15 protein-coding genes and 1 riboswitch are annotated in these 23,845 nt (G+C 42.2%); of the genes, 9 read left to right on the top strand and 6 right to left on the bottom strand.

Going from position 1 to position 23,845, the window contains the following annotated elements; all coding sequences use genetic code 11:
- Positions 1-365 precede the first annotated feature (365 nt).
- The 5 genes from LC454_RS03400 to LC454_RS03385 all read left to right on the top strand — a co-directional run bounded on the left by LC454_RS03400 (position 366) and on the right by LC454_RS03385 (position 6,560).
- Positions 366-2,384, top strand: a complete 2,019-nt coding sequence (locus LC454_RS03400) for an FUSC family protein (RefSeq protein WP_223579434.1) — start codon at positions 366-368, stop codon at positions 2,382-2,384.
- Positions 2,385-2,586: 202 nt separating this feature from the next.
- Positions 2,587-2,699, top strand: a riboswitch (SAM riboswitch).
- 10 nt (positions 2,700-2,709) lie between these two features.
- Complete coding sequence (locus tag LC454_RS26350; RefSeq protein WP_257089796.1) at positions 2,710-2,844, top strand: hypothetical protein; 135 nt, start codon at positions 2,710-2,712, stop codon at positions 2,842-2,844.
- Positions 2,845-2,957: 113 nt separating this feature from the next.
- The gene (locus LC454_RS03395) at positions 2,958-4,268 is read left to right on the top strand and encodes an O-acetylhomoserine aminocarboxypropyltransferase/cysteine synthase family protein (RefSeq protein ID WP_223579432.1); all 1,311 of its coding nucleotides are present in this window, start codon (positions 2,958-2,960) and stop codon (positions 4,266-4,268) included.
- A 27-nt stretch (positions 4,269-4,295) separates the two neighbouring features.
- Entirely contained in the window at positions 4,296-5,339 is a 1,044-nt protein-coding gene (gene metX / locus LC454_RS03390) for a homoserine O-acetyltransferase family protein (RefSeq protein ID WP_223579430.1), read from the top strand.
- 39 nt (positions 5,340-5,378) lie between these two features.
- A complete protein-coding gene (locus LC454_RS03385) occupies positions 5,379-6,560 on the top strand; it encodes a homoserine dehydrogenase (RefSeq protein ID WP_223579428.1) in 1,182 nt (393 codons plus the stop codon).
- A gap of 312 nt (positions 6,561-6,872) precedes the next feature.
- Here LC454_RS03385 and LC454_RS03380 read toward each other — a convergent pair whose 3' ends face one another.
- Positions 6,873-9,215, bottom strand: a complete 2,343-nt coding sequence (locus LC454_RS03380; protein ID WP_223579425.1) for a GH92 family glycosyl hydrolase — start codon at positions 9,213-9,215, stop codon at positions 6,873-6,875.
- A 331-nt stretch (positions 9,216-9,546) separates the two neighbouring features.
- On the opposite strand from LC454_RS03380, the gene LC454_RS03375 reads away from it, so the two are divergent.
- Complete coding sequence (locus LC454_RS03375; RefSeq protein ID WP_223579423.1) at positions 9,547-10,878, top strand: hypothetical protein; 1,332 nt, start codon at positions 9,547-9,549, stop codon at positions 10,876-10,878.
- Positions 10,879-10,930: 52 nt separating this feature from the next.
- Here the strand turns inward: LC454_RS03375 and LC454_RS03370 are convergent, their stop codons facing one another.
- Positions 10,931-11,665 carry a GntR family transcriptional regulator gene (locus LC454_RS03370; RefSeq protein ID WP_223579421.1) on the bottom strand — a complete coding sequence of 245 codons (735 nt, stop codon included), beginning with the start codon at positions 11,663-11,665 and terminating at the stop codon, positions 10,931-10,933.
- A gap of 97 nt (positions 11,666-11,762) precedes the next feature.
- Here LC454_RS03370 and LC454_RS03365 point away from each other — a divergent pair, with 97 nt between their 5' ends.
- The 3 genes from LC454_RS03365 to LC454_RS03355 all read left to right on the top strand — a co-directional run bounded on the left by LC454_RS03365 (position 11,763) and on the right by LC454_RS03355 (position 16,241).
- Entirely contained in the window at positions 11,763-13,103 is a 1,341-nt protein-coding gene (locus LC454_RS03365) for a sugar porter family MFS transporter (RefSeq protein WP_223579416.1), read from the top strand.
- A gap of 62 nt (positions 13,104-13,165) precedes the next feature.
- A complete protein-coding gene (locus LC454_RS03360; protein WP_223579412.1) occupies positions 13,166-14,914 on the top strand; it encodes a class I mannose-6-phosphate isomerase in 1,749 nt (582 codons plus the stop codon).
- Between the two features lie 31 nt (positions 14,915-14,945).
- Positions 14,946-16,241, top strand: a complete 1,296-nt coding sequence (locus LC454_RS03355) for an amylo-alpha-1,6-glucosidase (RefSeq protein ID WP_223579410.1) — start codon at positions 14,946-14,948, stop codon at positions 16,239-16,241.
- Positions 16,242-16,511: 270 nt separating this feature from the next.
- On the opposite strand, the gene LC454_RS03350 is transcribed toward LC454_RS03355, so the two are convergent.
- The 4 genes from LC454_RS03350 to LC454_RS03335 form a co-directional block, all read right to left on the bottom strand.
- Complete coding sequence (locus LC454_RS03350) at positions 16,512-17,948, bottom strand: c-type cytochrome domain-containing protein (protein WP_223579408.1); 1,437 nt, start codon at positions 17,946-17,948, stop codon at positions 16,512-16,514.
- Entirely contained in the window at positions 17,945-18,826 is an 882-nt protein-coding gene (locus LC454_RS03345) for a sugar phosphate isomerase/epimerase family protein (RefSeq protein ID WP_223579405.1), read from the bottom strand. Before LC454_RS03345 ends, LC454_RS03350 begins: the two co-directional genes overlap by 4 nt.
- A 3-nt stretch (positions 18,827-18,829) precedes the next feature.
- Positions 18,830-20,329, bottom strand: a complete 1,500-nt coding sequence (locus tag LC454_RS03340; protein ID WP_120258159.1) for a DUF1501 domain-containing protein — start codon at positions 20,327-20,329, stop codon at positions 18,830-18,832.
- A 209-nt stretch (positions 20,330-20,538) separates the two neighbouring features.
- On the bottom strand, positions 20,539-23,295 hold the full coding sequence (locus LC454_RS03335) for a DUF1553 domain-containing protein (RefSeq protein ID WP_223579402.1): 2,757 nt from the start codon (positions 23,293-23,295) through the stop codon (positions 20,539-20,541).
- Positions 23,296-23,845: the final 550 nt, after the last annotated feature.

Below are 23,845 nucleotides of genomic sequence, written 5' to 3'. Positions count from 1 at the left end.
ATACGCATTTATATATATTGATGACAACAAACCTCGGATTTTCATTACACGCTGACCAGCGAAAATAGATAGATCACCAAAAACAGTCGGTAGAAAGCCAAATAACCTCGGTAAACCAACATTTCATCCATACAATGAGATGGCTTACTATAATTCTTCCAAAAAAGGCTGTTCCGTCTCCTAGCATAGCCAATCGGCACCGCTAATGAGTGTGCGTAAAAAAACAGCGCTTCAAACAGCACTTGTTTCAAAATAAAAATTCACAAAAACAACCATATTCAAAATAAATAAAATGTATACATAAAATATTAAGCATAATATTCGTATTTTTGCAGCGAAAATTAGTAAACTGATTGATGGGCATCGTGTCATTAAAGAAAAGATTCAACCGTATTTATAGCCGAGTTATTCGATTTATCCGAGGCGAGCACAGTGGTGACGCTCTGCGAAATGTATCCATCAGTATTTTACCGAGTTTAGCAATCTATTTATTAGGGGTTCCGGCGAGCACGGCTATTGGAATTGGTGTAGGCTCTTTGTTGACGACTTTGACGGATCCTCCAGGCAACCGCAAGGATAAACTATCCTCTGCATTGGTATGCATTCCGACATTCTTTGTTGCTTCATTTCTCACGGCTTACTTATTCCCTTTTCACTGGCCCTTGGTTATTCTCCTTGGTGTAGCCGGATTTACCTTTACCTTATATGGTCTGTTTGGTCCGCGTTATGCTGCAATCGGCAACATGACTTTGATCTTAATGAGCTTTGTCATCGGTCTGGCACCAAAACATCCCTTGGCGGTCGGTCTGCAAATCACTACAGGAGCAGCGATTTATTATTTGTTCAGCTTGCTACAGGCTTATATAAGACCCTACCGCTCCTTGAAGCATGCGATGGCAAATGGCTTTCAGGGTTTATCTCAATTCTTGCTGATCCGTGCCCAGTCCTATAATCCCAGCATTCCACTGGACATTACCTACAGTCGCGTGGGCAAAATCCATGGTCAGATCAGTGAACAACAGGAACAGATCCGTTCATTGCTGTTCCGTGAGAAAAAAATTATTGGGCATCAATGGCCCAAAAGTAATTATTGGCTCAGTCAGGTTTATGGCCTGATTGATCTGCACGAGCTCATCATCGCACTCGACCATGACTATGATGCAATCCGCAAGAATCTTGCAGATACGGGTAGCCTTCCTGTGATCCGTCGTGCAATAAAATTATTGGCATTAGAAATTGATAGCTTTTCACAGCCACATATCAGATTCCGATATGCACAGCAATTGTATTACAATACAATTAAACTGAACGAACTCCTGACCGAGCTTAAAAACATTCAGCAACAACAAACCGGTCCCGCCGGCCCTATCCTACGGTCTATTATCACCAATATGGAGTCTATTCTTGAGGTGCTGCGTCGGATCCAGGTTGCTTTTTATCAGAATCAGGAAATTCAGGACAAAATAAATACAGCGGAATATCAACAATTTATCAATCGCCCCCTGGGCAGTCTGGGCGAGATCAAAAACAAACTTCACCTTAAAAATCCGCTATTTCGTTTTGCGCTACGTATGGCCCTACTTTTTAGTGTTGGCGCATTGATCGGCATTTTGTTTCTGGACTTCAAATATACCTATTGGATTTTGCTGACGATCGCTATCGTAGCGAGACCAGCATTTTCGATGACTAAAACCCGCAACATCGAACGGATTGTAGGGACATTTTCAGGCATTTTGATCGGCATCTCCTGTCTAGCATTCTTCCAAAACCTCCCCTTCTTGTTGAGCCTATCGGCAATTGGCCTTTTTGGCTTCTTTCTATTCAATCGATCAAATTATATGGTCAGTGTTATTTTTATTACATTGGGCGTTGTCATTGCGCTAAACCTATTTGAAGGTAATATCAATCTTATTTTGGGCAGCCGCATGGCTTTTACATTGGTAGGCGCATTTCTGACAATTGCGGGATACTTCCTGATTCCAGTACGCCAAAGCTCAAGCTTAGTGCATTTGGCAAAGGAGGTAGCAAGTTACAACCAACATTACTTCCAGATTATCAACCAACGCCTATCGGACAATCTACAGAGCTCTTTTGACATCCGGTTAGCGCGCAAAAAGGCGCAAACAGCGATGGCCCTATTTTCGGACTCCATCAACCAGATGAAAAAAGAACCTGAGCACAAATGGATAGATTGGTCCCATATCCATCATTTTCAAGCACTCTCTTATCGAGTCAATTCGCATCTGGTCGGGCTTTCCATTTCCATCAGTAAAAAGAATCCGGAAGTCTTGCACAACGACATCTATGTCAGAATAGATGAGTTAAAACCGTTATTGACAGATTTAGATCAAATCGCGGAGCATATCTCAGGCAGTAAAAAATAAGGTGAAACTCTTCCTTTAAAAATAAATAACTACATGATTTTCAACTCAGCCTATATTTCTATAGGCTATTGGGAACATGTATTTACAAAATAGTTTTAATTAAAAAATTGTTTTTCTTTTGCATTAATAGAAAAGAAGTTTATATTTGCAGTGTCTTCAGATGAAGATTTCTAATCAACACCTTCCTTAATCAGCAGGTCTTGATTTATAAAGAAGTGGCGAGAGACTGGCTCTATGACCCGCTGGCAACCTTCAATTTGGTTGAAAAGGTGCCAAATCCTGTCCAAAGCAATATCGTTTTGGAGCATATAAATGAAATAAGACAATGATTATTACATTACAGAAAACCATCAATAATTTAGGTTCATTTCAGACGAACCAACTAACAGGTAAAGGAGCAACACATAGCATTGCCATGTCTATGCGAATGCGCATGCATATGCACCTCCCAACTTGTTAAGCATCATTTTCCTTTTTCCCGGATAACGATATTAACAGACCTTTTCAGCAGGTGTGTATGCTTCCTTTTTTTCCTTGTTAACATTTTTTTGAACCCTTAAAATCTGATATATTATGTCTTCCAACAAAAATCTAAAATTCGAAACGCTACAAGTTCACGCTGGCCAAGTGGCAGATCCAACTACCGGATCCAGAGCGGTACCTATATACCAAACATCTTCATTTGTATTTGAGAATGCTGAACATGGAGCCAATCTATTTGCGCTGAAACAATTTGGCAATATCTATACACGGATAATGAATCCTACGACAGATGTTTTTGAACAACGTATTGCGGCGTTGGAAGGTGGAGTTGCGGCATTAGCTGTTGCTTCGGGTCAGGCAGCACAATTTATCGCCTTAAACAATATCCTTGAAAACGGTGATAACTTCGTGGCAGGTTCTAACCTATACGGTGGTACATTTAACCAGTTTAAAGTTGCTTTCAAACGCTTGGGTATCGAAGCCCGTTTTGCAACTGATGCTGAAGCAGATAAAATTGAAGCGCTTATTGACGATAAAACCAAAGCAATCTATGTGGAGACCATCGGCAATCCTAGTTTCAACATTCCTGACTTTGAAAAAATTGCCGCTGTTGCTAAAAAATATGATTTACCTTTAATTGTTGATAACACGTTCGGTGCCGGAGGTTATCTATTCAAACCATTGGAATATGGCGCACATGTTGTCGTTGAATCTGCAACGAAATGGATTGGTGGTCATGGTACAAGTATCGGTGGTGTCATCGTTGATGGCGGAAATTACAATTGGGGCAATGGAAAATACCCACAATTCTCCGAACCATCCGAGGGCTATCACGGCTTGGTATTCTCTGAAGTATTTGGTGAAAAAGGACCTTTTGGCAATATTCAGTTTGCTATCCGCGCCCGTGTTGAAGGTCTACGTGATTTTGGTCCGGCACTTTCGCCATTCAATTCATTCTTATTGCTACAAGGGCTTGAAACACTGTCATTGCGCGTGCAACGCCATGTGGACAACACCTTAGAGGTTGCCAAATGGCTTGAAGCGCACCCACAGGTAGAGAAGGTAAATTATCCAGGATTAAAAAGTTCACCAAGCTTTGCCAATGCACAAAAATATCTCAAAAACGGTTATGGTGCTGTCCTTTCCTTCCAGTTGAAAGGTGATGCTGCTCAAAAAGCAAATGCTTTTATCGACAGCCTGGAGCTCATCAGCCACCTGGCCAACGTAGGTGATACCAAATCATTGATCATCCACCCTTCTGCAACGACGCACCAACAGTTAAGTGATGCAGATCAGGCAAATGCGGGTGTATTTCCGGGGTTATTGCGCCTTTCTGTAGGGATCGAACATATTGATGATATCAAAGCCGATCTACAACAAGCATTCGATAAGATCAAATAATCAGGTACATCCATAAATTTAAACGTAATGAGCAGGCATATTTATCAACATCCCGAGCCCTTTGTATTTGAAAACGGGAAAGAACTTGTCGATTTACAGATCAGCTACGAGGTATTTGGTGAACTCAATGCTGATCGTAGTAACGTGATTTGGGTCTGTCATGCCCTGACGGCAAATGCGAATGTATTGGACTGGTGGCCGGGCCTATTTGGTGCAAATGATCTTTTTAATCCGAATGATTACTATATCGTATGTGCCAATGTAATTGGATCCGCCTACGGTAGCAGCAATCCCCTATCCATCAATCCGGCAACGGGTCAGCCTTATTACCTATCCTTTCCGGAGTTTACAGTAAAAGATCTGGTCAATGCACATCAGTTGCTCGCAGCCCACCTGGATATCAATCAACTTGAGGTTTTAATTGGCGGCTCACTAGGTGGCCAACAGGCCCTGGAATGGGCCGCTTCCAACACAATCCCAATCAATCAACTCATTGTTGTCGGCACCAATGCGGTGCACTCCCCCTGGGGCATTGCTTTTAATGAAAGTCAGCGTTTAGCAATTACGGCAGACCGTACCTTCTATGCCAACCATCCCGATGGAGGTAAAAAAGGGCTTAAAGTCGCCCGCTCGATTGCGCTGCTATCCTATCGCAATTATATCACCTATGACCATACACAACGGGATGAGGATGACAACAAAGTGAATGGATACAAAGCCGCTTCCTATCAAAATTATCAAGGCGAAAAACTTGTTAAACGCTACAATGCGTATAGCTATTTCTACCTGACAAAGGCGATGGACAGTCACAATTTAGCCCGGGGAAGGGCTTCTTTGGAAGCAGCATTGAACGGGATCAGCTGTCCGACACTGGTATTGGCTGTCAATACGGATGTATTGTTCCCGCCAGCCGAACAGCGATTTATAGCGCAGCATATTCCAAATGCAACTTATCAGGAGGTCGAATCAAGCTATGGCCATGACGGATTTTTGATAGAGACAAAAAAACTGACGGCTATTATCCATAATTTTTTAAAGAATAAGAAAGCGTATATCAACGAATTAGTCTAAGAGAAGTAAACAATTATATAAGAGAATTTAAGAAGAGATATGAGTAATAAATTAACGATAGGGATGTTTGGGTTTGGCGTGGTAGGCCAAGGTCTCTACGACATTATCAAAACCAAAAATCTGAATCTGGAAATCAAGAAATTTGTCATCAAAAATGCGGACAAAAAACGTACGCTACCAGCAGATCTGTTTTCAACAGATCCTGAGACAATCCTGGCGGATCCAGAAATCAACACTATTGTCGAACTGATCGATGATGCCGAAGCTGCTTACAAACTGACTGTACGCGCATTGAAATCAGGCAAAAATGTGGTGTCTGCAAATAAAAAAATGATTGCCAGTCACCTCGAAGAGTTGGTAGATATTCAACATGAATATGGTACCAGCCTACTTTATGAGGGCGCTGTCTGCGGAAGTATTCCTATTATCCGTAACTTGGAAGAATACTATGACAATGAGCTTTTGCATTCGGTCAGCGGCATATTCAACGGATCTTCCAACTACATTCTTTCGAAAGTCTTTAATGAAAACCAACAGTACGCAGATGCGCTAAAAAAAGCGCAGGAACTGGGTTTTGCTGAGACAGATCCTACCCTTGATGTTGGCGGATATGACCCTAAATTTAAGGTCTGTATCGTCGCTTCACATGCTTATGGTATCTATGTCAAACCAAATGATGTCTTCAACATCGGTATTGACAAATTAGGTCAACAGGATATTCGCTTCGCAAAGGAAAAGAACTTAAAGATCAAGTTGATCCCTACAGCCAAAGAGATCGACGGTAATAAAGTCGTGCTTTATGTGCTTCCTCGTTTAGTAGGTAAAGAAAGCATGTTGTACAATGTAGAAAATGAGAATAACGGTGTATTGGTTAAAGCTGCTTTTGCGGATGAGCAATTTTTCTATGGCAAAGGTGCGGGTGGCCACCCTACCGGTTCGGCAGTATTATCGGATATTGCTGCATTACGTTATGGTTACCGTTATGAATATAAAAAGCATTTAGAGTCCAGTGCCTTAAATTATAGCCAAGATTATCTGCTCAAGGTTTATTTAAGATACACTGACGATCACCTGATTGAGAAATTGAATTTCAGTGAGATCACCGAAAGATATTACGCAGCAGATTTCAAATATGTTATTGGCTCTATTAATCTTCAACAAATTGCAGCTCACAAGGCGGATTTGGACCAAGAGGGCAATTTCATTGCTGAGATCGCGTAGGCAATCAACAAACCAACCTACCATCAAGGGGTGTTCCAAAAAATTTGGACACCCCTATTTTTTTTCCAAAAATGTTTATTTTTTATTGATTCGTATTTTTCATTAAGGCATCGATAAACGCTACGTCCGGTTTATTGACCAGAAGGAACCTTCAGTCGATTTTCAGCGCTATTGGTATTTGTGAAAGCCTGAAGGTTTTATTTTATATATTCCTTGAAGTCATTTTTTTAAATTCTTCGATCCCGTACAGGTTAGCTTTTACTTTGTGACCAACTACTGTTATTCATTAGCAAGTACCGCCATGAACAAACCTTAGTTCGTACTGGCGCTGCTTTTCAAATGCACTGTCATTACCCCACCTTTCACCAATTGTTCAAAAGGAAGCTGCCAGCCAGTCCAAGGCTTATTATTCAATCGAACCTGACCAACATAAAAACTATCCGGATCCGTCTTTTTCACCTGAATTGTAAATTTGTTTTTTCGTAAAGTTTTGGGTAATTGTATCGTAACTTTATCAAACAGAGGAGCTCCTATCTGAAACGCAGGGTTTTCAGTTGTTAAGGCTCTTACATCGAACAAGCCGATACCTGACAGTACGTACCAAGCGCCCAATTGGCCTTGATCTTCATCCTGTCCATAGCCATAACCGTGTATAGGATCGGTACCATAAAATTCGTTTGAGATAGCCCGTACCCATTTTTGACTGAGGTCAGGTCTTCCTGAAAAATAAAACAACCAGGAGATATGTAAGTTGGGCTGGTTTCCATGATTATATAAGCTTTCAATTCCGGCGAAGGCATCGATGTGGGTTCCACCGCCAAAAACGTTCTTTTGTGAAACTGTAAATATACTGTCCAAGCGCTGATTGAATAGATCCTTTCCGACGAGCTTAACCAATTCCTGCGGAACGTGTGGCACATAAAACGTATACTGCCAAGCGTTTCCTTCCTGAAAACCACGCCAAGGTTGATAAGGATTAAAATTTGGAATAAATTTCCCCAAACTGTCTTTTGGTCGCATGAATTTAGTCGATGGATCGTATAATCCTTTCCAGGCAGCTGAAAGTTCATGAAGTTTTCTGTAGTCTGCATCACGGCCGAGTGATTTTGCATATTGCGCTGCAGCAGCGGCCGAAAATGCATATTCCAACGTATGGGAAGCACCGAAAGGTGATCCAGTGGTCAATAATTCTGGACTACCGGTATTGTCCTGGATATAGGGTGAATAACCTTTATCGACAAATACCCCGACATCGAGCTTACCAGCTCCCGGAATACGTCCGCGCGATTCAAGTTCATTTTTTCGCACAGCTTCATAGGCAAAATTCGTATTGTAATCCCGGATTCCGACATTATAGGCGGCAGCAATTGCCAATCCCGTAAAGTTAGTGCCCACACCGGAGACATATTTACTATTGGCAATACCGTCGCCAAGCCAGCCCGCATCACGGTAAACCAAGAGTTGGCTCTGTACCCAATCGTTATAATAATCGGGATAAGCAATCGACCAGAGTTGTGTCAGGTTCCAAAATGCCCCCCAGATCGCATCTGTATTATAGTGCTGATGTATAGGTTTTCCTTGCGCATTTAAAGCGATCTCGCCAACTGAACCATCATTTTTGGGATAAGCCCCATTGATATCACTGGCAAGTCCCCGTCCGAGCAGGGCATGGTATAGTCCTGTATAAAATTTTACGCGGTCCGCATCTTTACCGCCTTCCACCAATATCCTTCCCAGTTCGTTATTCCAGGTCTTGAGCGCTTCCGTCTTCGCCTGATCAAATGTCAGCTCCTTGGCCTCCTGCTGCAAGTTTAATCGCGCATTGTCTACAGAGGTATAGGACAAACCTGTCTTGATTGTAATGGATTCATCGGTCTGTGTATCGAACCGAAGAAATACCCCGGCGCCCTTCCCCTGTATCGTTTTCTTTTCTTTAAAAATCACCGAATCTTGGAATGTACCATAGAATTTCGGCAACTTGCTGAGCTCCGCAAAGAAATACATCTTTATAGTGGCCCCCTGCTGGTATTTCTGCACATAAACTGGGTTAGTGACCACATAACCCCATACAGACTGTTTATCATAATTTACCTCTGCATCCACCACAGGACCGCTTTCTCCCATGACATGTCCAATATCAAATATAATATTAGCGGCATCTGTTTTTGGGAAGGTATAACGGTGGAAGCCGACTCTTTTGGTTGCAGTCAGTTCCGCCAGGACCGCATAGTCCTTCAATTTCACCCTGTAATAGCCCGAGGTGGCAAATTCGTCCTTCTTATCAAATGACGACCGGTAACCACTTTGTGGCTGATCCAATTTACCCGGAACCGTTTTGAGCTGTCCTACCGAAGGTGCAAAGGTAATCCCGCCGACCTGAAATTCATGAAAATTAGCGAAGCCTTCGATCGAGCTGTGCCTGTCGTCATAGCCCACTGCTTCCCAACCGGACTTATTACCATAACTTCCATCGGTACTTGGTGCCAATTTTGCCATCCCAAAGGGGACCGCCGCTGGTGTGTAAAAAAAATACCGGCTATGAACAGATCCGATATTCGGTTTTACCAGTGTGGTTAAATCAATCTTCCCTTGCCCCTGCACACAGTCTATACTGAAGAGTATGCAAAAAAAATAAAATATGAGTCGCTTTGCCATTGTTGTCAATTAGGTTCAAAAACAAACTTACGAAAAATAAACTATGTATAAACATGAAGGTATAATTTATTAAAAAAAGTGAGTAACTGGTAGCAGTAAAAAAACGCCATCAGATTGTAAAAATTTAAATACCATCCCAATTACATCCTATAAAAAGCTTAAAACGATGGTTATTTTTATATTTTTGCTTGTACATACATAACAAACGATAACCAAGAAGTTTTAATTCAGCAAGGCCAATCTAAAATCAGCGATCATCACTCTTATTTAACAAATCGTACATAAAGGCTACTGAAATGCTTCAACAATTCAACTAATAACAATAGTTCTCATGAAAAGAAAACTGACATTTTTTAGTCTTACATTTATTTTATTCGGAAGCAGCCTGTCCGCTCAACAAAAAGCAGCATCAAAAGGAACAGAACTTAAGCTCGCACAAGCCATTTTAGCCGATCAAAAGTTAAAATATGTAGACAGTTTGGCCCGACAGGTCATCAAAGAAGGTTTTAATGCCGGAAGTGGTTATTCACAGATCTGGGCGCGGGATCTCAACACATTTATTGAAACTGCATTGGAGGAAAGGTCGCCTGCCGATGTCCGCGGCGCGATTCTCCTATTTTTCCAAATGCAACAGCCTAACGGCGAGATGGTGGATGGTTATGTACTCAAGAAAGATTTCACCTGGCATGACGATACTCCCTATTATTCTAATAATGCACCCGATCATGTTGGATTTAAAAATACAGTCGAGACTGACCAGGAGAGCTCTTTGATTCAGTTACTGGGCAAATACATACAGAAAACCAAGGACTACAGTATTCTTGAGGAATCCGTCGGTGGACTTTCCGTCAAAGAACGTATACAGCTTATGCTGGACTACCTCAAACGAGAGCGGTACAATACAAAATATAATCTATTATGGGGGGCAATGACTGCAGATTGGGGGGATGTACAGCCGCATGACGATTTTGGCTGCGATTGGAACGAACTTTCAAATGAGGCCATTGACGTATATGACAATGCCATGCTCATCATTGCCCTACAGCAATTGATTGAAATACAACCCAATGCGGCGAAGACCGCTGACTGGAAGGCCTTTAAAAAAGAGCTTGAAACAAACAGCAGACGCTATCTCTGGGATCAAAAAAGGCAAAAATTTATTCCACATATCTATCCAAAGTCATCTCCCCTCCCTAAAGGTTTCGATGAAAACAAGATTCATTACCATGGCGGAACAGCAATTGCGATTGAAGCGGGTTTGCTCAAACGGAGCGAAATAGCAACTGTCAATAAGCAGATGCTCAAAAATGTACGTCTCTCAGGGATGCCAAGTATTGGTCTTACACTTTATCCGACCTACCCTGTTGGATTTTTCAAAGGTTGGATGGCTGAGTCTTATCACTATCAAAACGGTGGTGACTGGACCTGGTTTGGTGGAAGAATGATTCAGCAGCTTATCCAACATGGTTTCTATCAGGAAGCCTACGATGAACTACAGCCAATGATCGATCGTGTGGTTAAGAATAAAGGTTTTTATGAATGGTACGGAAAAAATGACGTCCCAAGTGGATCCGGAAAATTCAAAGGTTCGGCAGGTGTATTGAGCAAAGCTATCGCAATGATCAACCAGTGGGCATCGGAAACGACTACTCAACAGCAATAATGCTATAAATGAAATGATCCAATAGCTTGCCGTTACTGGATCATTTCATATTTTAATAATCTCTTCGGCTTTCAACCGTGTAGGTAAAGCTTTCTGCACGATAGAAACCCAGATTATATTCAATTGGCTTTCCAGACTGATCGAAAACAAATCGCTTCCGTGACAAAATAGGATCCCCGATATTAATTTCGAGTTTATCTGCGATAAATTTATTTGCCGCAATAGCATCAATTTCCTCCTGCGATAGATCAGCCACTACATGATAGTCAGCTTCCAATATTTCATACAAAGGACGTTTAAAATCTTCGTCGCCCGTCAAACCGATACGTGGATGGAAATAAGATATGAAATAGACGAATGGATCATCTTTCTTGCCCCGCAGCCGCTCCAATTTCAATAACTTTTGATCCTCATCTACAGCAAAAAATTGTGTAACGGCTTTATCAGGTACTACCCAGCTCACGTGTAGTTCAAAATTTTTGACCTCGATCCCACGATTCTTCATCTCCTGGGAGAAGCTCAGCCAATTTTTGGATTTCGAACTGAATTTGGAACTGGCAACCTTAGTGCCAATCCCTTTCTTTCTGATCAGCAGTTCTTCATACACCAACTTATTAATAGCCAGACGCAACGTGGAGCGGGAAATAGCCAAGCGCTTAGCCAATTCTATTTCATTGGGCAACATCTTCCCTTCAATATATTCCGGCTGTTTTATCAACTCCCGCAATAGATTTTCTGCCTGTATATGCAGCGGAACTGGACTTTTGTGATCTATTTTTAAATTCATTACATAATATTGCTTAGGCTAAAATAAGATTTTTTGCATAATTAAAAAAATAGATATATGTTTGTATGTATATACATATAAAACTTATAAACCAGATATGTCTAAGAATTTTATTATTATTTTATGCATCGTTTCACTGGGGGGACTTCTTTTCGGGTTCGATATGGCTGTTATAGCCGGAGCTTTGCCATTGGTCAAGCAGTTTTTCGGACTGTCACCAGCACAGGAAGGTGTTTTTGTTAGTTCAGCACTGATCGGTTGCATTATAGGTGTATTTTTTACAGGGTCTTTTACAGACAAATATGGTCGTAAACAGGCCTTCATTGTTGCATCCTTACTTTTCTTATTATCTGCGATCGGCTGTGGATTCAGTCCCAACTATACTTTATTGATTCTCAGCAGAGGCATTGGTGGACTAGGCGTGGGTATCGCTTCTATTGTTGTACCACTTTATCTTGCCGAAATATCACCCAGTAAATTCAGAGGTAGATCGGTTACTTGTTATCAACTGGCAATCACCTTTGGTATCCTAATCGCTTATATTAGTAATTACTTTATTCTCCAACTGCATTCATTGCCACAGACAGAACTTTGGCGCGGTATGTTTTTAGTGGGTGCAATCCCTGCTATCCTACTCTGCTTGGGCGTTTATTTTATTCCCGAAAGTCCACGTTGGCTTGCAAAAAATGGACGCAGCGAAGAGGTTGCAGTCATTAGTACCAAACTTGGTCTGACAGATCTACATGATTCGCCAAGTCCAGCCAAAGGAAATATCCGCGATTTGTTTTCACCTATTTACCGTAGAGCTTTTCTCCTGGGGTTATTCTTACCCTTGTTTTCTCAACTCAGTGGGATCAATGCGATCGTCTATTACGGGCCTAGTATCCTCCTTGAATCGGGTATCTCTTTAGCTAATTCCTATCACGCACAATTGTTTTTCGGCGCTGCAAATGTCTTATTTACCTGCTTTGCTATCTGGAAGGTAGACAATTGGGGAAGAAGACCCTTATATATTTTAGGTACATTGGGTGCGACCATCAGTTTGATCGCGACAGGCTATCTTTTCAGTATGGAACAGACAAACAATGTTGCATTGATTGTTTCCATCCTCTCATTCTTGTTTTTCTTTGCTTTTTCTATCGGTCCATTGAAATTTGTGGTGGCAGCTGAAATTTTTCCGAATGCCATACGAGCGCGCGCAATGGGGATAAGCATTATGGTTATGTGGATTTCCGATGCTATCGTTGGACAGCTGACTCCGATTTTGCTTGCATCATGGGGTGCCCATTATACCTTTTGGTTGTTCGCTTTCTTCTGCGCAATAGCTTTTATCGTTGTATTGGGCTATCTGCCTGAAACAAAAGGTAAACCTTTGGAAGATATCGAAAAATATTGGATTGAAAAATCAAAGAAAAATCCCAGCAATCAAAACGCATAATATCATTTTAAAAACATCATATCAATTCAGTCAATTTTTAAATACGCAATAAATAACATCTTATGTATTCCAATACTCAAACGACATCTTTTCAATACGACATCTTACCTACATTTCCAGTTCAGGGCAAATTGTCAAACTCATATCATGAGTTGGTCGATCACCTGATCGAACATGATATACACTGCATAGATGGATTTGTCGGCGTAAATTGGGAAATACCAGTAGCACAGATTCGACAGGAATTTGTTAAACGGGGATTAACGGTACGATTTGTTTCTATGGAAACAGCATTCTTACCTGAATCAAGCATTCAGGAGAAGGTTGCACCCTATTTGGGTGGCAATGATCCATTATTCGGAAAAAAAGCGTCCCTACAACTGGCAGCATACTTTGATACCGTAAAGTTGGCCGCTTTTGAGGAAATCCTGAATAATGCAGCTGCCAATGAATATGTCATTTTTTACGGTCCGGGAGCAGCACTTCTGGATAACTCCAGTAAAGTGATGTACATCGATCTGCCCAAAAATGTGCTTATCCAACGGATGCGTGCCGGACAGGCCTGGAATTTGGCTTGTGCTAAGCAAACGAATCAAAAAGAACTTTACAAACGTTACTATTTTGTTGACTGGGAGCTACTCAACCGACACAAGCGGACGATATTATCGCGCGTGGAGATCTTAGCCGATCAGCTATCCGTGGAAAACCTACCCTGGATTTCAGGAAACGATTTAAAAGAAACCTTACATGCCATGTCCGAAAACTATTTTCGGGTAAGACCGACATTTGAACCCGGAGTCTGGGGTGGACAATGGATGAAGGAACATTTAACGGGCATCGATCAGCAGGCAAAAAACTATGCTTGGTCTTTTGAAATGATCGTCCCCGAAAATGGTATACTACTTGAAAGCAATGGACAGGTGCTCGAAATTTCATTTGACCAACTGATGTTTCAGGAGAGTTCAAATATATTGGGCACGGCACAGCCACGTTTTGATGTTGAATTCCCAATCCGGTTCAACTTTCTTGACACTTTTGATGGCGGCAATCTTTCGATTCAGTGCCACCCTAGTCCAAGTTATGCCAAAACTGAGTTTGGAGAAAATTTCACACAGGACGAATCCTATTACATCGTTGACAGAAAAGGAGATGCTCAGGTCTATCTGGGATTCCAGGAGGATATCGATGCCGACCAATTCCGTACTGTGCTTGAACAGAGCTTCCATACGGGTGAGCCCATTGCGATTGACAAGTACGTCCAAAAATTTGACTCACAGAAGCATCAGTTGTATCTGATTCCGCATGGTACTGTACATTCTTCAGGTACCAATAACCTTGTGCTGGAAATCAGTGCTACCCCTTATAACTATACCTTTAAGATGTACGACTGGGTACGTCCAGATTTAGATGGTAAACCACGTCCATTGAATATTGACAGAGCTTTCTCCAACCTCAACTTTAACCGGAAAGGTGACGTTGTAAAAAACACGCTCCTGTCACAACCTCAGATTGATGTACTCGATACACAGTCGATAAAAGTACATTTACCGACGCATGAAGATCATTTCTATGATGTTTTCAGGTACGAATTTGAAGATGAAGTGCGCATTGAAACAAAGGGGCAATGCCATATTATGATGCTCGTTGAGGGGGAAGCCGTAGAACTGACGACTGCCAATGGAATGAAAAGAATCTTCCATTATGCGGAAACGTTTGCTGTTCCCGCGGCTGCGAAATCTTATTCACTCCGTAATCTGGGAGCTAGCCAAGCGAAGGTCATACAGTCTTTTGTCAAAGACTCTAAATGTTAATTTAAGCATACTAACGATAAAAAACAGCATCATGAGAAATTTATATTTCGCGCTATCTACTTCATTGTTAATCTTATCCTGCAATGGTGGAGGGAATAAATCTACAGGCAGCAACACAGAACAGAGTGCTCACCAAGACAGTAGCTTCCAGCTCGTTAAAGATATGGCGACCAATGTTATCAAAGCTGGATTCAATGCCGGGGACGGCTATAGTGAGGTGTGGATCAGGGATTATAATACCTTTATTACCTTGGCGACCAAAGTACACCCCCATGATCAGATCAAAGATCAGTTGGGCATATTTTTTAAATTGCAGGGTGCCGATGGCAATATCGCTGATGGTTTTGTCAAAAAATCCAGTCTAAAGAATGGTGTCTCCGACTATTATACAATTACGAATCCCCTGGCACCGGAATATGCGGGGCATAAAAACACGGTTGAAACCGATCAGGAAACATCCCTGATCCAGGCGGTACACAAATATATCATCGCAACCAAAGACAGTTCCTTTCTGACACAGAAAATCGGCAAAACGAGTGTAAAAGATCGCATGGAACAGGCTTTGCAATTCCTAATGGATAAACGCTATAATAGCACCTACGGATTATTATGGGGAGCCACAACGGTCGATTGGGGTGATGTACAACCCGAACATGATTGGGGCGTACATTTAGATGAAAGTTCACATATTGCACTCGACATTTACGATAACGCGATGTTTTTAATTGCCCTGGACAATTACATTGAACTTTTCCCTGAGAAAAAGGAAAAATGGGGCAAGGTTCGAGAGATGATCGCAAGCAATACGATGAAACATCTCTGGGATGATAAAAATCAAAAATTCATTCCGCATATCTATATCAATGGTTCGCCATTTCCGAAAGATTTTGATGAAAACCAGATTTACTACCATGGTGGAACTGCGATTGCCATTGAAGCAAACCTGCTCAGCAAAGAACAGATTAAAACGTCTCTGGAAAAGATGATCAAAAATGTAAAGGATGCAGGTGCTGCCACCATCGGTCTAACGGTATACCCAACCTACCCAGCGGGTTTCTTCAAAAACAAAGGCATGTATCCTTATGGTTACCAAAATGGTGGAGACTGGACCTGGTTTGGAGGAAGAATGATCCAACAATTGGTTAAAAATGGTTTCCAACAGGAAGCCTACGAGCAGATCAAGCCCATGTTGGCGCGTGTTATTAAAAATAAAGGCTTCTACGAATGGTACACCAAAGACAATAAACCTGAAGGTTCGGGAACTTTCAGAGGCGAGGCTGGTGTACTTTACGATGCGATCAGTCTATTGGAAAATACAGGGAAATAACCCGCAGTATTTATACACGACAAATAAAAATAGGGAGTCCGAAAAGATCGGACTCCCTATTTTTATTCAATTTTGTTCGCATTCCCTACACCCTCTTTCCAAATATTCTATAAACGCTATCCTCCTCCAATCGCTTCTTTCCAATAACCACAAGTCAGGTCTCCAATACCCTTTACGTATTGACTAAGTATTGCTTCAGTATAGACTAAGTATCTATTCACTAGTATTATCGTCAATGGATCATACGACTTGGTCTGTACGCTATCATCGCTAGAACCTGACTGTATCTGTAGCGATAAATGGCAATCGGTAATTACCTGTATCGATGCGAACCTTACCTTGTAATGCTTTTAAGGCCGTACTGTCCTGACTACCGGTTTGGTAGATATATACATTTTTCAGATTAGGAATATCCTTCAAATTCGACAAACCGTTTGCAGTTACTTTTGTTCCCACCAGATTGAGATAGATCAACTTTTGCAGTCCTTTCAATTGTGACAAACCTCCATCGGAGACTTTTGTGTTCTCAAGATGCAAACGCGAGATGACAGGCATGGATTTTATCGTAGAAAATGCCTGATCTGTAATGGCGGTATGCCCGAGTTTCAGCTGAACGATATTCTCTTTAATGGCCAACAGATCTTGCAGATCCTTATCATTAAACTGTGGGTAGTTGATGGCATTGACCAGCACGAGATTGTTTTCTTTAGCCACAGGAATGATTTTAATACCTTTTGCCTGCCAGGCATCGACTTTATCCTTTGGTAAATCGGGTGCTTTAGGAAAATCTGCATACAATACCGGGGAAGCTTCCTGCTCCCCTGTTTCTAGCTTTTTCAATATTGCTGCTATTTCTTTGGTCTGTGTGAGTTGATTCACTTTTTTATCGAAGTTCGCGCCTTGATCAATCCACCAGGCGATCAATTTGATCTGGTCAGGACTGATTGGTGTACGTCCTTTTGGTGGCATTCTTTTTTTGTGCCCTTCCGGTAAGATCAATCGTGCATACAGCTCACTTTCTTTGGACTTGCTATCGACCAGTACTTTACCATTCTCACCTCCTTTTAGCAGGCTTTCCTTTGTATGTAAGGCCAATCCTCCCTCCTGTTTACGATCACCATGACAGCTTTGACAACGCTGCTTGAGTATAGGCTGAATAATACCGTCATATACAGCGGCCTCCTGTACATTCTCAACGATTAATACCTCTTCGCTGCTCTCCTTCACGCCAAAAGTCTTTTTCATTGCTTGCGGCATCGCCTCAATAAAGTAACCCTTGCCATGTGTCAAGGTGCCACCGTAGTGTCCTGTGATTCCCAGCAATACAACCAGGATCAAAAATAACCAAAAGCGAAACCTAACGATCTTTTTTGACCATTGCAACGTTTCACTTTTTTCACGATAGAGCACATAGAGCAGTATGCTGCACCCCGCCACCACAATGCCCAACCATTGGTGGTAATTGAGCACCTGTATTTCGTAACCACCATTGCGCGAAAGCAGAAATCCTGAAAGCGCCGCAAATACAGCTGCTATACTACCTAATAACAAGGATAACCTAATCGCAGGCCGGTATGGATTTTCCTTCTTGAATAGCTCTAGAAATGCCATCACAAATGCGATCAATAAAATTCCGATGGGTAAATGCACTAAGATGGGATGAAAACGTCCCAAAAAGGCCATCAATTCTTCAAGGAAAACCATCATTCTTTATACCTGTCTTTGAGTAAGTTCAACATATATACATTTACCGACCATTGGTCAGCTACGGGTTGCTGCGTAAAAGGTAGTGTTGGCAGATAGCCAGCCGGACCAAACTCTGTAGTGATGGTCAACACCTTAGCTCCATTTTGTTTATGCTGCTTAACGATCTCATCCCACCAGGTCAAATGTTGATCTACGGTATTTTTCCATTCCGGTGCCGCAGGATCATTGACCTGTGGTCCTTCAGGGTGTCCGATCCGGGCATGGATATGTTCTGTCCGGGCAAGCGCCAAAGCTACCGCTTCTTGCTGGTCACCGAGCAGGGACTCATGTACATTGCACCAATGTGAAATATCCAAAGCAAGCCTTAAGGAAGGAATCTTTGCTAAGTAATCTTTGGTCAGGTGCGCTGCAAAGCTAAATCTACCACGATGTGTCTCATGGTATACCGGAACATGCTGTTTTTCCATGACGACCTGGCCAATGTCGATCAATTGTTTATTTTGTTCAAAGGAATAATATTCTTTACCTGTATGGCAGTTGATATAATCAGGTTTCATACCTGCAGCTTCTTCCAGATTCCGTTTAAAGCTTTCGCGGTACTGTTCGAAGGAAGCTCCAGAACCACCGGAAAGCAAGCCTAGGCTCAGACCGTATTTTTTTAGGGCATCAATCATTTCCTTCCGTTCTTTCAGATCTCCGGGTAGCCAGGCTTCGACACCTTGATAACCTGCTTTCTTAACACGTTCACAGAATCGATCCCAGGAATCGGCATTTCCCCAATTGGTACAATAATATTTGATATGTAGTTTCTCTTGCTTCTGAGCCAAAACTGTAAAAAAATTGGCCAACAGAAGTATTAATAATAGGAATCGTTTCATTATTTAAATAATCGCTTGTATAAGTTCACCTTCCACATCCGTCAAACGGAATGGTCGGCCCTGAAATTCATAAGTAAATTTTTCGTGGTCAAAGCCAAGGAGATGGAGCATGGTTGCGTGGACATCGTGTACGGAAGCCCTTCCTTCAACACCCGCGAAACCGATATCGTCCGTTTGTCCATAACTGATGCCATTACGCACCCCTCCGCCCGCCATCCAAATGGTATAGGCATCGGTATGATGGTCTCTACCCAAAAATGGCATATCACTATTATCTCGGTTCTCCTGCATTGGTGTGCGTCCAAACTCGCCTCCCCAGACCACCAATGTATCTTCGAGTAGACCACGTTGTTTCAGATCCAAAATCAGTGCTGTCATCGGACGATCAATCTCCCGACATTTATTTCGAAATCCAAGATCTATGGAGTCCGATGCATTGGTACCATGGCTATCCCAGCCCCAATCAAATAACTGGACAAAACGTACCCCCTGCTCCACGAGCTTGCGGGCCAATAGGCAATTATTTGCAAAAGATTCCTTTCCCGGTTCGGTACCGTATAACTCATGAATATAAGCTGGTTCATTATTGATATTCATCACCTCAGGTACTGCAACCTGCATTTTATAGGCCATTTCATATTGTGCAATCCGGGACAGTGTCTCTGGATCTTTAAATGTATCATACTCTGTTTTATTCACATTATTGATCGCATCAATAAGGTTTCGCTTCATGTCCCGATCCATCCCTTCAGGGTCAGCAATATACAGGACGGGATCTCCTTTCGAACGACATTGGACCCCTTGATAAACCGATGGTAGAAAGCCACTTCCCCAGACACTCTTTCCCGCATCCGGTGTTTTACCACCAGAAGTCAGCACCACAAAACCTGGTAAATTGCTATTTTCAGAGCCGAGACCATAGGTCACCCATGAACCGATACTCGGACGGCCCAAACGGGCGCTCCCGGTATGCATAAACAGCTGTGCCGGTCCATGATTAAACTGATCGGTATGAACAGCTTTCAAAAAACTAACATCATCAACTACCTTACTGAAATGTGGTAAATGATCAGATACCCAAGCGCCACTTTGACCATATTGCTTGAAGGTAGCCTGTGGTCCCAACATTTTAGGCACCCCTCGAATAAAAGCGAACTTCTTACCTGCCAAAAGTGATTGTGGACAGGGTTGATTATGCAGTTTCTGCAGTGCAGGCTTATAATCAAAGAGCTCAAGCTGTGAAGGGGCTCCCGCCATATGTAAATAGATAACACTTTTGGCCTTGCCCGGGAAATGTGGCGATTTAGGGATCAATGGATTTAGGGCATTGAGATCCAGACTCCCTTTGGATTTAGATGAATCCCATCCGCCACAACTCGCCAATAGGCCTCCAAGAGCGATACCACCGATACCAGCAACGCAATCTTTCAGGAAATGTCTTCTTGTCACAGCCTTCAATTCAGATTGCTGTGCCTCTTCAATTAGTTTATTCAGATCTTTCATTCAAGTAAATCTTTTGTAACCGCATCATTCTATCAAGAACCTGCTATTATCTTAGTTTATCTATTATTTTAAGCTTCCGTCCATCGCACTCACTCACTCACTCACTCACTCACTCACTCACTCACTCACTCACTCACTCACTCACTCACTCACTCACTCACTCACTCACTCACTCACTCACTCACATCAATTATCTTTGCGTCTATTCCTTATGATTTCGTCAAAAACTCATCTAAATTCAATAAGGCATTTGCCACCAACATGTAAGCGGCTTTGGATGACAGTTTTTTGCTATTGTCCTTTGCCAAATCACCGCCCAGGTATTTCGCTGCCGAAGCTGGTGTTTTGTTAAATTCGGCAAGCGCTTTTTGGTAGAGCAGTTCGAGATCAGCAATCTTCTTGGGATCAGCCTCCCGGAGCATCGCCCTTCGATAGCCTGCACCAATACTATTTTTTGTATTTCCTTTGCCTTCCCGCTCCATGATCTCGCCCAAATGTTTTGCAGCTTCGAGATATACCGGATCATTGAGCGTCGCCAAAGCCTGTAGCGGTGTATTTGTCCGTATACGATCAACCAGACAGACCTCCCTACTGGATGCATCAAAGGAAACAAAGGATGGATAAGGACTGGTACGTTTTAGGAAGGTATAGACACCGCGTCTAAACTGATCTTCGCCCTCACTTTTCACCCAGGACTCACCACTATACACCGTCATCCACACACCATCCGGTTGATAAGGCATGACACTCGGTCCATACATTTTATTGCTTAACAACCCACTGACCGCCAAAGCCTGATCGCGGATCTGCTCTGCGGAAAGCCGGAATCGTGGTCCCCTTGCGAGATAATAATTTTGGGGATCTTTTTGTACATTGTCACTATTTAACGTTGACGACTGCCTATAGGTACCCGATAAGACGATCTCACGGACCAATTTTTTCATGCTCCATTTTTTTCCGTTCATGAGATCTAGGGCCAGATAATCCAATAATTCACGATGAATTGGTGGGGTACTCTGTGTCCCCATGTCACCTAGAGGTTCAACCAGTCCCCGACCAAAGAGCTGTGCCCAGACACGGTTAACCAAAGTTCGGGCAGTCAATGGATTTTCTTTACTAACAATCCATTGTGCGAAGCCCATACGATTTCGAGGGGCTCCTTTTGGAAAATCATTCAGAGACTCCGGAACCATAGGTTGTACTTCCGCGCCTAGAGACAAACGATTTCCCCGGATAAATACATTGGTTTTCCGCTGCATATCTTTCGGATTTTCAATCATAACAGGCACACCTTCGGGCTGTAGATTGACGAGCTGCAAAAAGGTACGTTGCAGATGCTGATTTTCCATTGGTTTCCCGACAGGAAAATCTTCGCGAAAAGCAAACCATTCAATCATACAGATTGGCTGACCGGCTGCAACTGCTGCGTTTTTAAAGACCAGGTAGAGATCATGTACCCCTGTAGTCGGTACGATCGCTGCTTGAATAACCTGTCTCCCTGAAGTTTTCGGTAAATCTACATTGGTTAACAGGGGACCATGAGGACTGTTGAGGTGCACCTCCATTTTCCCACCCACCGCATCGGTCCAGAAGTTCATGAAAAGTTGTTTTTTGCCATCCAATGTAATTGCTTTCAAACGAGCCGATCCACTGTTGCGTACACCAAGCCATTTAGTATCATACAATGCCCCATCCACAATCTGATCACTATAATGCGCATGAATCTTGGGTTCAAGTGTATACAGAAACAGGTCTGCTGATTTCACCACATTTACATTTCCGTTTGCTGCCAGCCAATGCTTAATGCTATCGATACGTTTTTCATCCTGTGCAGCGTAAAAACGTAACTTCGGATGATCTCCCTGTGTATCTTCATCCCTTGTATTATTGAAAAATGCCAGCGATTTATAGTATTCTTCAAATTTAAACGGGTCATAGGTGTGGCTATGGCATTGTACGCACTCAAATGTTGTACTCAACCATACCTGATAACTGGTATTTAAACGGTCCAGGACGGCCGCCATCCGAAACTCTTCACTATCAGTCCCCCCCTCGTCGTTATTCATCGTATTGCGGTGAAAAGCAGTTGCGATGAGCTGATCTTTGGTCGGTTGTGGCAAAAGATCTCCTGCCAGCTGCTCGACTGTAAATTCATCGTAAGGCATATCGCTATTTAAGGCTTTGATCACCCAATCCCGATAAGGCCAAATACTACGGGATCCGTCTTTTTCATAACCTTTAGTATCTGCATACCGCGCCATATCCAACCACCAACTGGCCCATTTCTCACCATACTTGGAGGAAGCTAATAAACTATCAACTCTACGGGAATATGCATCGTCGCTCTCATCTTCGATAAAAGCACGGGTTTCGGCCAAGGTGGGCGGTATACCGATGAGGTCCAGATAAAGTCTTCGTAATAAAGTAGCCCGATCGGCTTCATCCGCAAAAGTCAGATCTTTGGACTTTAATTTATCTTGAACAAAATAGTCAATGTCATTGTTCACCCCTTTGGGTTTTATTCCAAATAGTCCCACAAACGAAAAGGTTTTAGGTACTTCAACGTCTTTAGGTAAGGTGTAGGCCCAATGTTCACCCCACTTCGCGCCTTGATCAATCCATTTTTTTAGGATATCAATCTCATCATCATTCAGTTTGGGCGCATTGTAAGGCATGCGTAATTCGGGATCATCCGACAGCAATCTTTTCATAAACTCGCTATGTTCCGCGTCCCCCGGAATAATCGCCGATTTGCCAGACTCAGCTTTGGCAAAAGCTTCATTTTCGAAAAGAAAACTAAGCCCTCCATTTTTCTTCACGCCACCATGACAGGTAATACAATGTTTATTTAATATCGGTTTGACATCTGCACTAAAATCTATTGTTTCTTCTTTGCGAAATGTAAATATTGCAATGCAGGCGACAACTAAGGCCAATGATGCTAACACCATTAATTTTCTATTCATAGCAATAAGGTCTATTCTATATTAATCAGTTATTAGGTTTATTTATAATTCTTATGTCGCTATGCCAGTATCAGTTAATGGAATAGTAACAAGTAAATCAACATCAGATTGGATATTTATTTATGGTTATAAAAATAGAGAAGAACAATGGGATATACTAGAACTAGATTAACAGAAATATAATCTATATTACCCTCACAGGGGCCAATCTTCGTTTTTACCCCCATTCGTGCCATACGGTTTCCATCAGTACCCTATAACAATTTGGTTACGATAACGTAGTCAGCATTGCTTTTTATACTTTTAATCCGGTGCTAAACTGATATTCTTTCTATCTTACGATCTATTTATCCTGTCTTTCTAAGCGATAGCAGATAAGGCTGGTTACTGTTAACGGGGCACGGCTTGGAAGCATGCAATTTGCTGTTAGATATAATTAAGTGAAAAGTAAGATACATAAGACGGAAAATGAAAAGCAACAAGGGTAAAATAAGCTATAAAAATGCCTAAATAGTGTCAGCCTTTAATCGTGGTGACTACTAAATTTGTA

The organism is Sphingobacterium sp. GVS05A (assembly GCF_019969845.1).
Classification (GTDB): domain Bacteria; phylum Bacteroidota; class Bacteroidia; order Sphingobacteriales; family Sphingobacteriaceae; genus Sphingobacterium.
The sequence above is the reverse complement of the archived record's forward strand: the minus strand, read 5'-3'. Positions and strand labels throughout refer to the sequence as shown.

What these genes read in the sequence shown, in the direction of transcription:
- LC454_RS26350 (WP_257089796.1), top strand. Translation starts at nt 2,710, where the DNA reads ATGATTATTACATTACAGAAAACCATCAATAATTTAGGTTCATTTCAG.
- LC454_RS03395 (WP_223579432.1), top strand. Translation starts at nt 2,958, where the DNA reads ATGTCTTCCAACAAAAATCTAAAATTCGAAACGCTACAAGTTCACGCT.
- metX (WP_223579430.1), top strand. Translation starts at nt 4,296, where the DNA reads ATGAGCAGGCATATTTATCAACATCCCGAGCCCTTTGTATTTGAAAAC.
- LC454_RS03385 (WP_223579428.1), top strand. Translation starts at nt 5,379, where the DNA reads ATGAGTAATAAATTAACGATAGGGATGTTTGGGTTTGGCGTGGTAGGC.
- LC454_RS03380 (WP_223579425.1), bottom strand. Translation starts at nt 9,215, where the DNA reads ATGGCAAAGCGACTCATATTTTATTTTTTTTGCATACTCTTCAGTATA.
- LC454_RS03375 (WP_223579423.1), top strand. Translation starts at nt 9,547, where the DNA reads ATGAAAAGAAAACTGACATTTTTTAGTCTTACATTTATTTTATTCGGA.
- LC454_RS03370 (WP_223579421.1), bottom strand. Translation starts at nt 11,665, where the DNA reads ATGAATTTAAAAATAGATCACAAAAGTCCAGTTCCGCTGCATATACAG.
- LC454_RS03365 (WP_223579416.1), top strand. Translation starts at nt 11,763, where the DNA reads ATGTCTAAGAATTTTATTATTATTTTATGCATCGTTTCACTGGGGGGA.
- LC454_RS03360 (WP_223579412.1), top strand. Translation starts at nt 13,166, where the DNA reads ATGTATTCCAATACTCAAACGACATCTTTTCAATACGACATCTTACCT.
- LC454_RS03355 (WP_223579410.1), top strand. Translation starts at nt 14,946, where the DNA reads ATGAGAAATTTATATTTCGCGCTATCTACTTCATTGTTAATCTTATCC.
- LC454_RS03350 (WP_223579408.1), bottom strand. Translation starts at nt 17,948, where the DNA reads ATGATGGTTTTCCTTGAAGAATTGATGGCCTTTTTGGGACGTTTTCAT.
- LC454_RS03345 (WP_223579405.1), bottom strand. Translation starts at nt 18,826, where the DNA reads ATGAAACGATTCCTATTATTAATACTTCTGTTGGCCAATTTTTTTACA.
- LC454_RS03340 (WP_120258159.1), bottom strand. Translation starts at nt 20,329, where the DNA reads ATGAAAGATCTGAATAAACTAATTGAAGAGGCACAGCAATCTGAATTG.
- LC454_RS03335 (WP_223579402.1), bottom strand. Translation starts at nt 23,295, where the DNA reads ATGAATAGAAAATTAATGGTGTTAGCATCATTGGCCTTAGTTGTCGCC.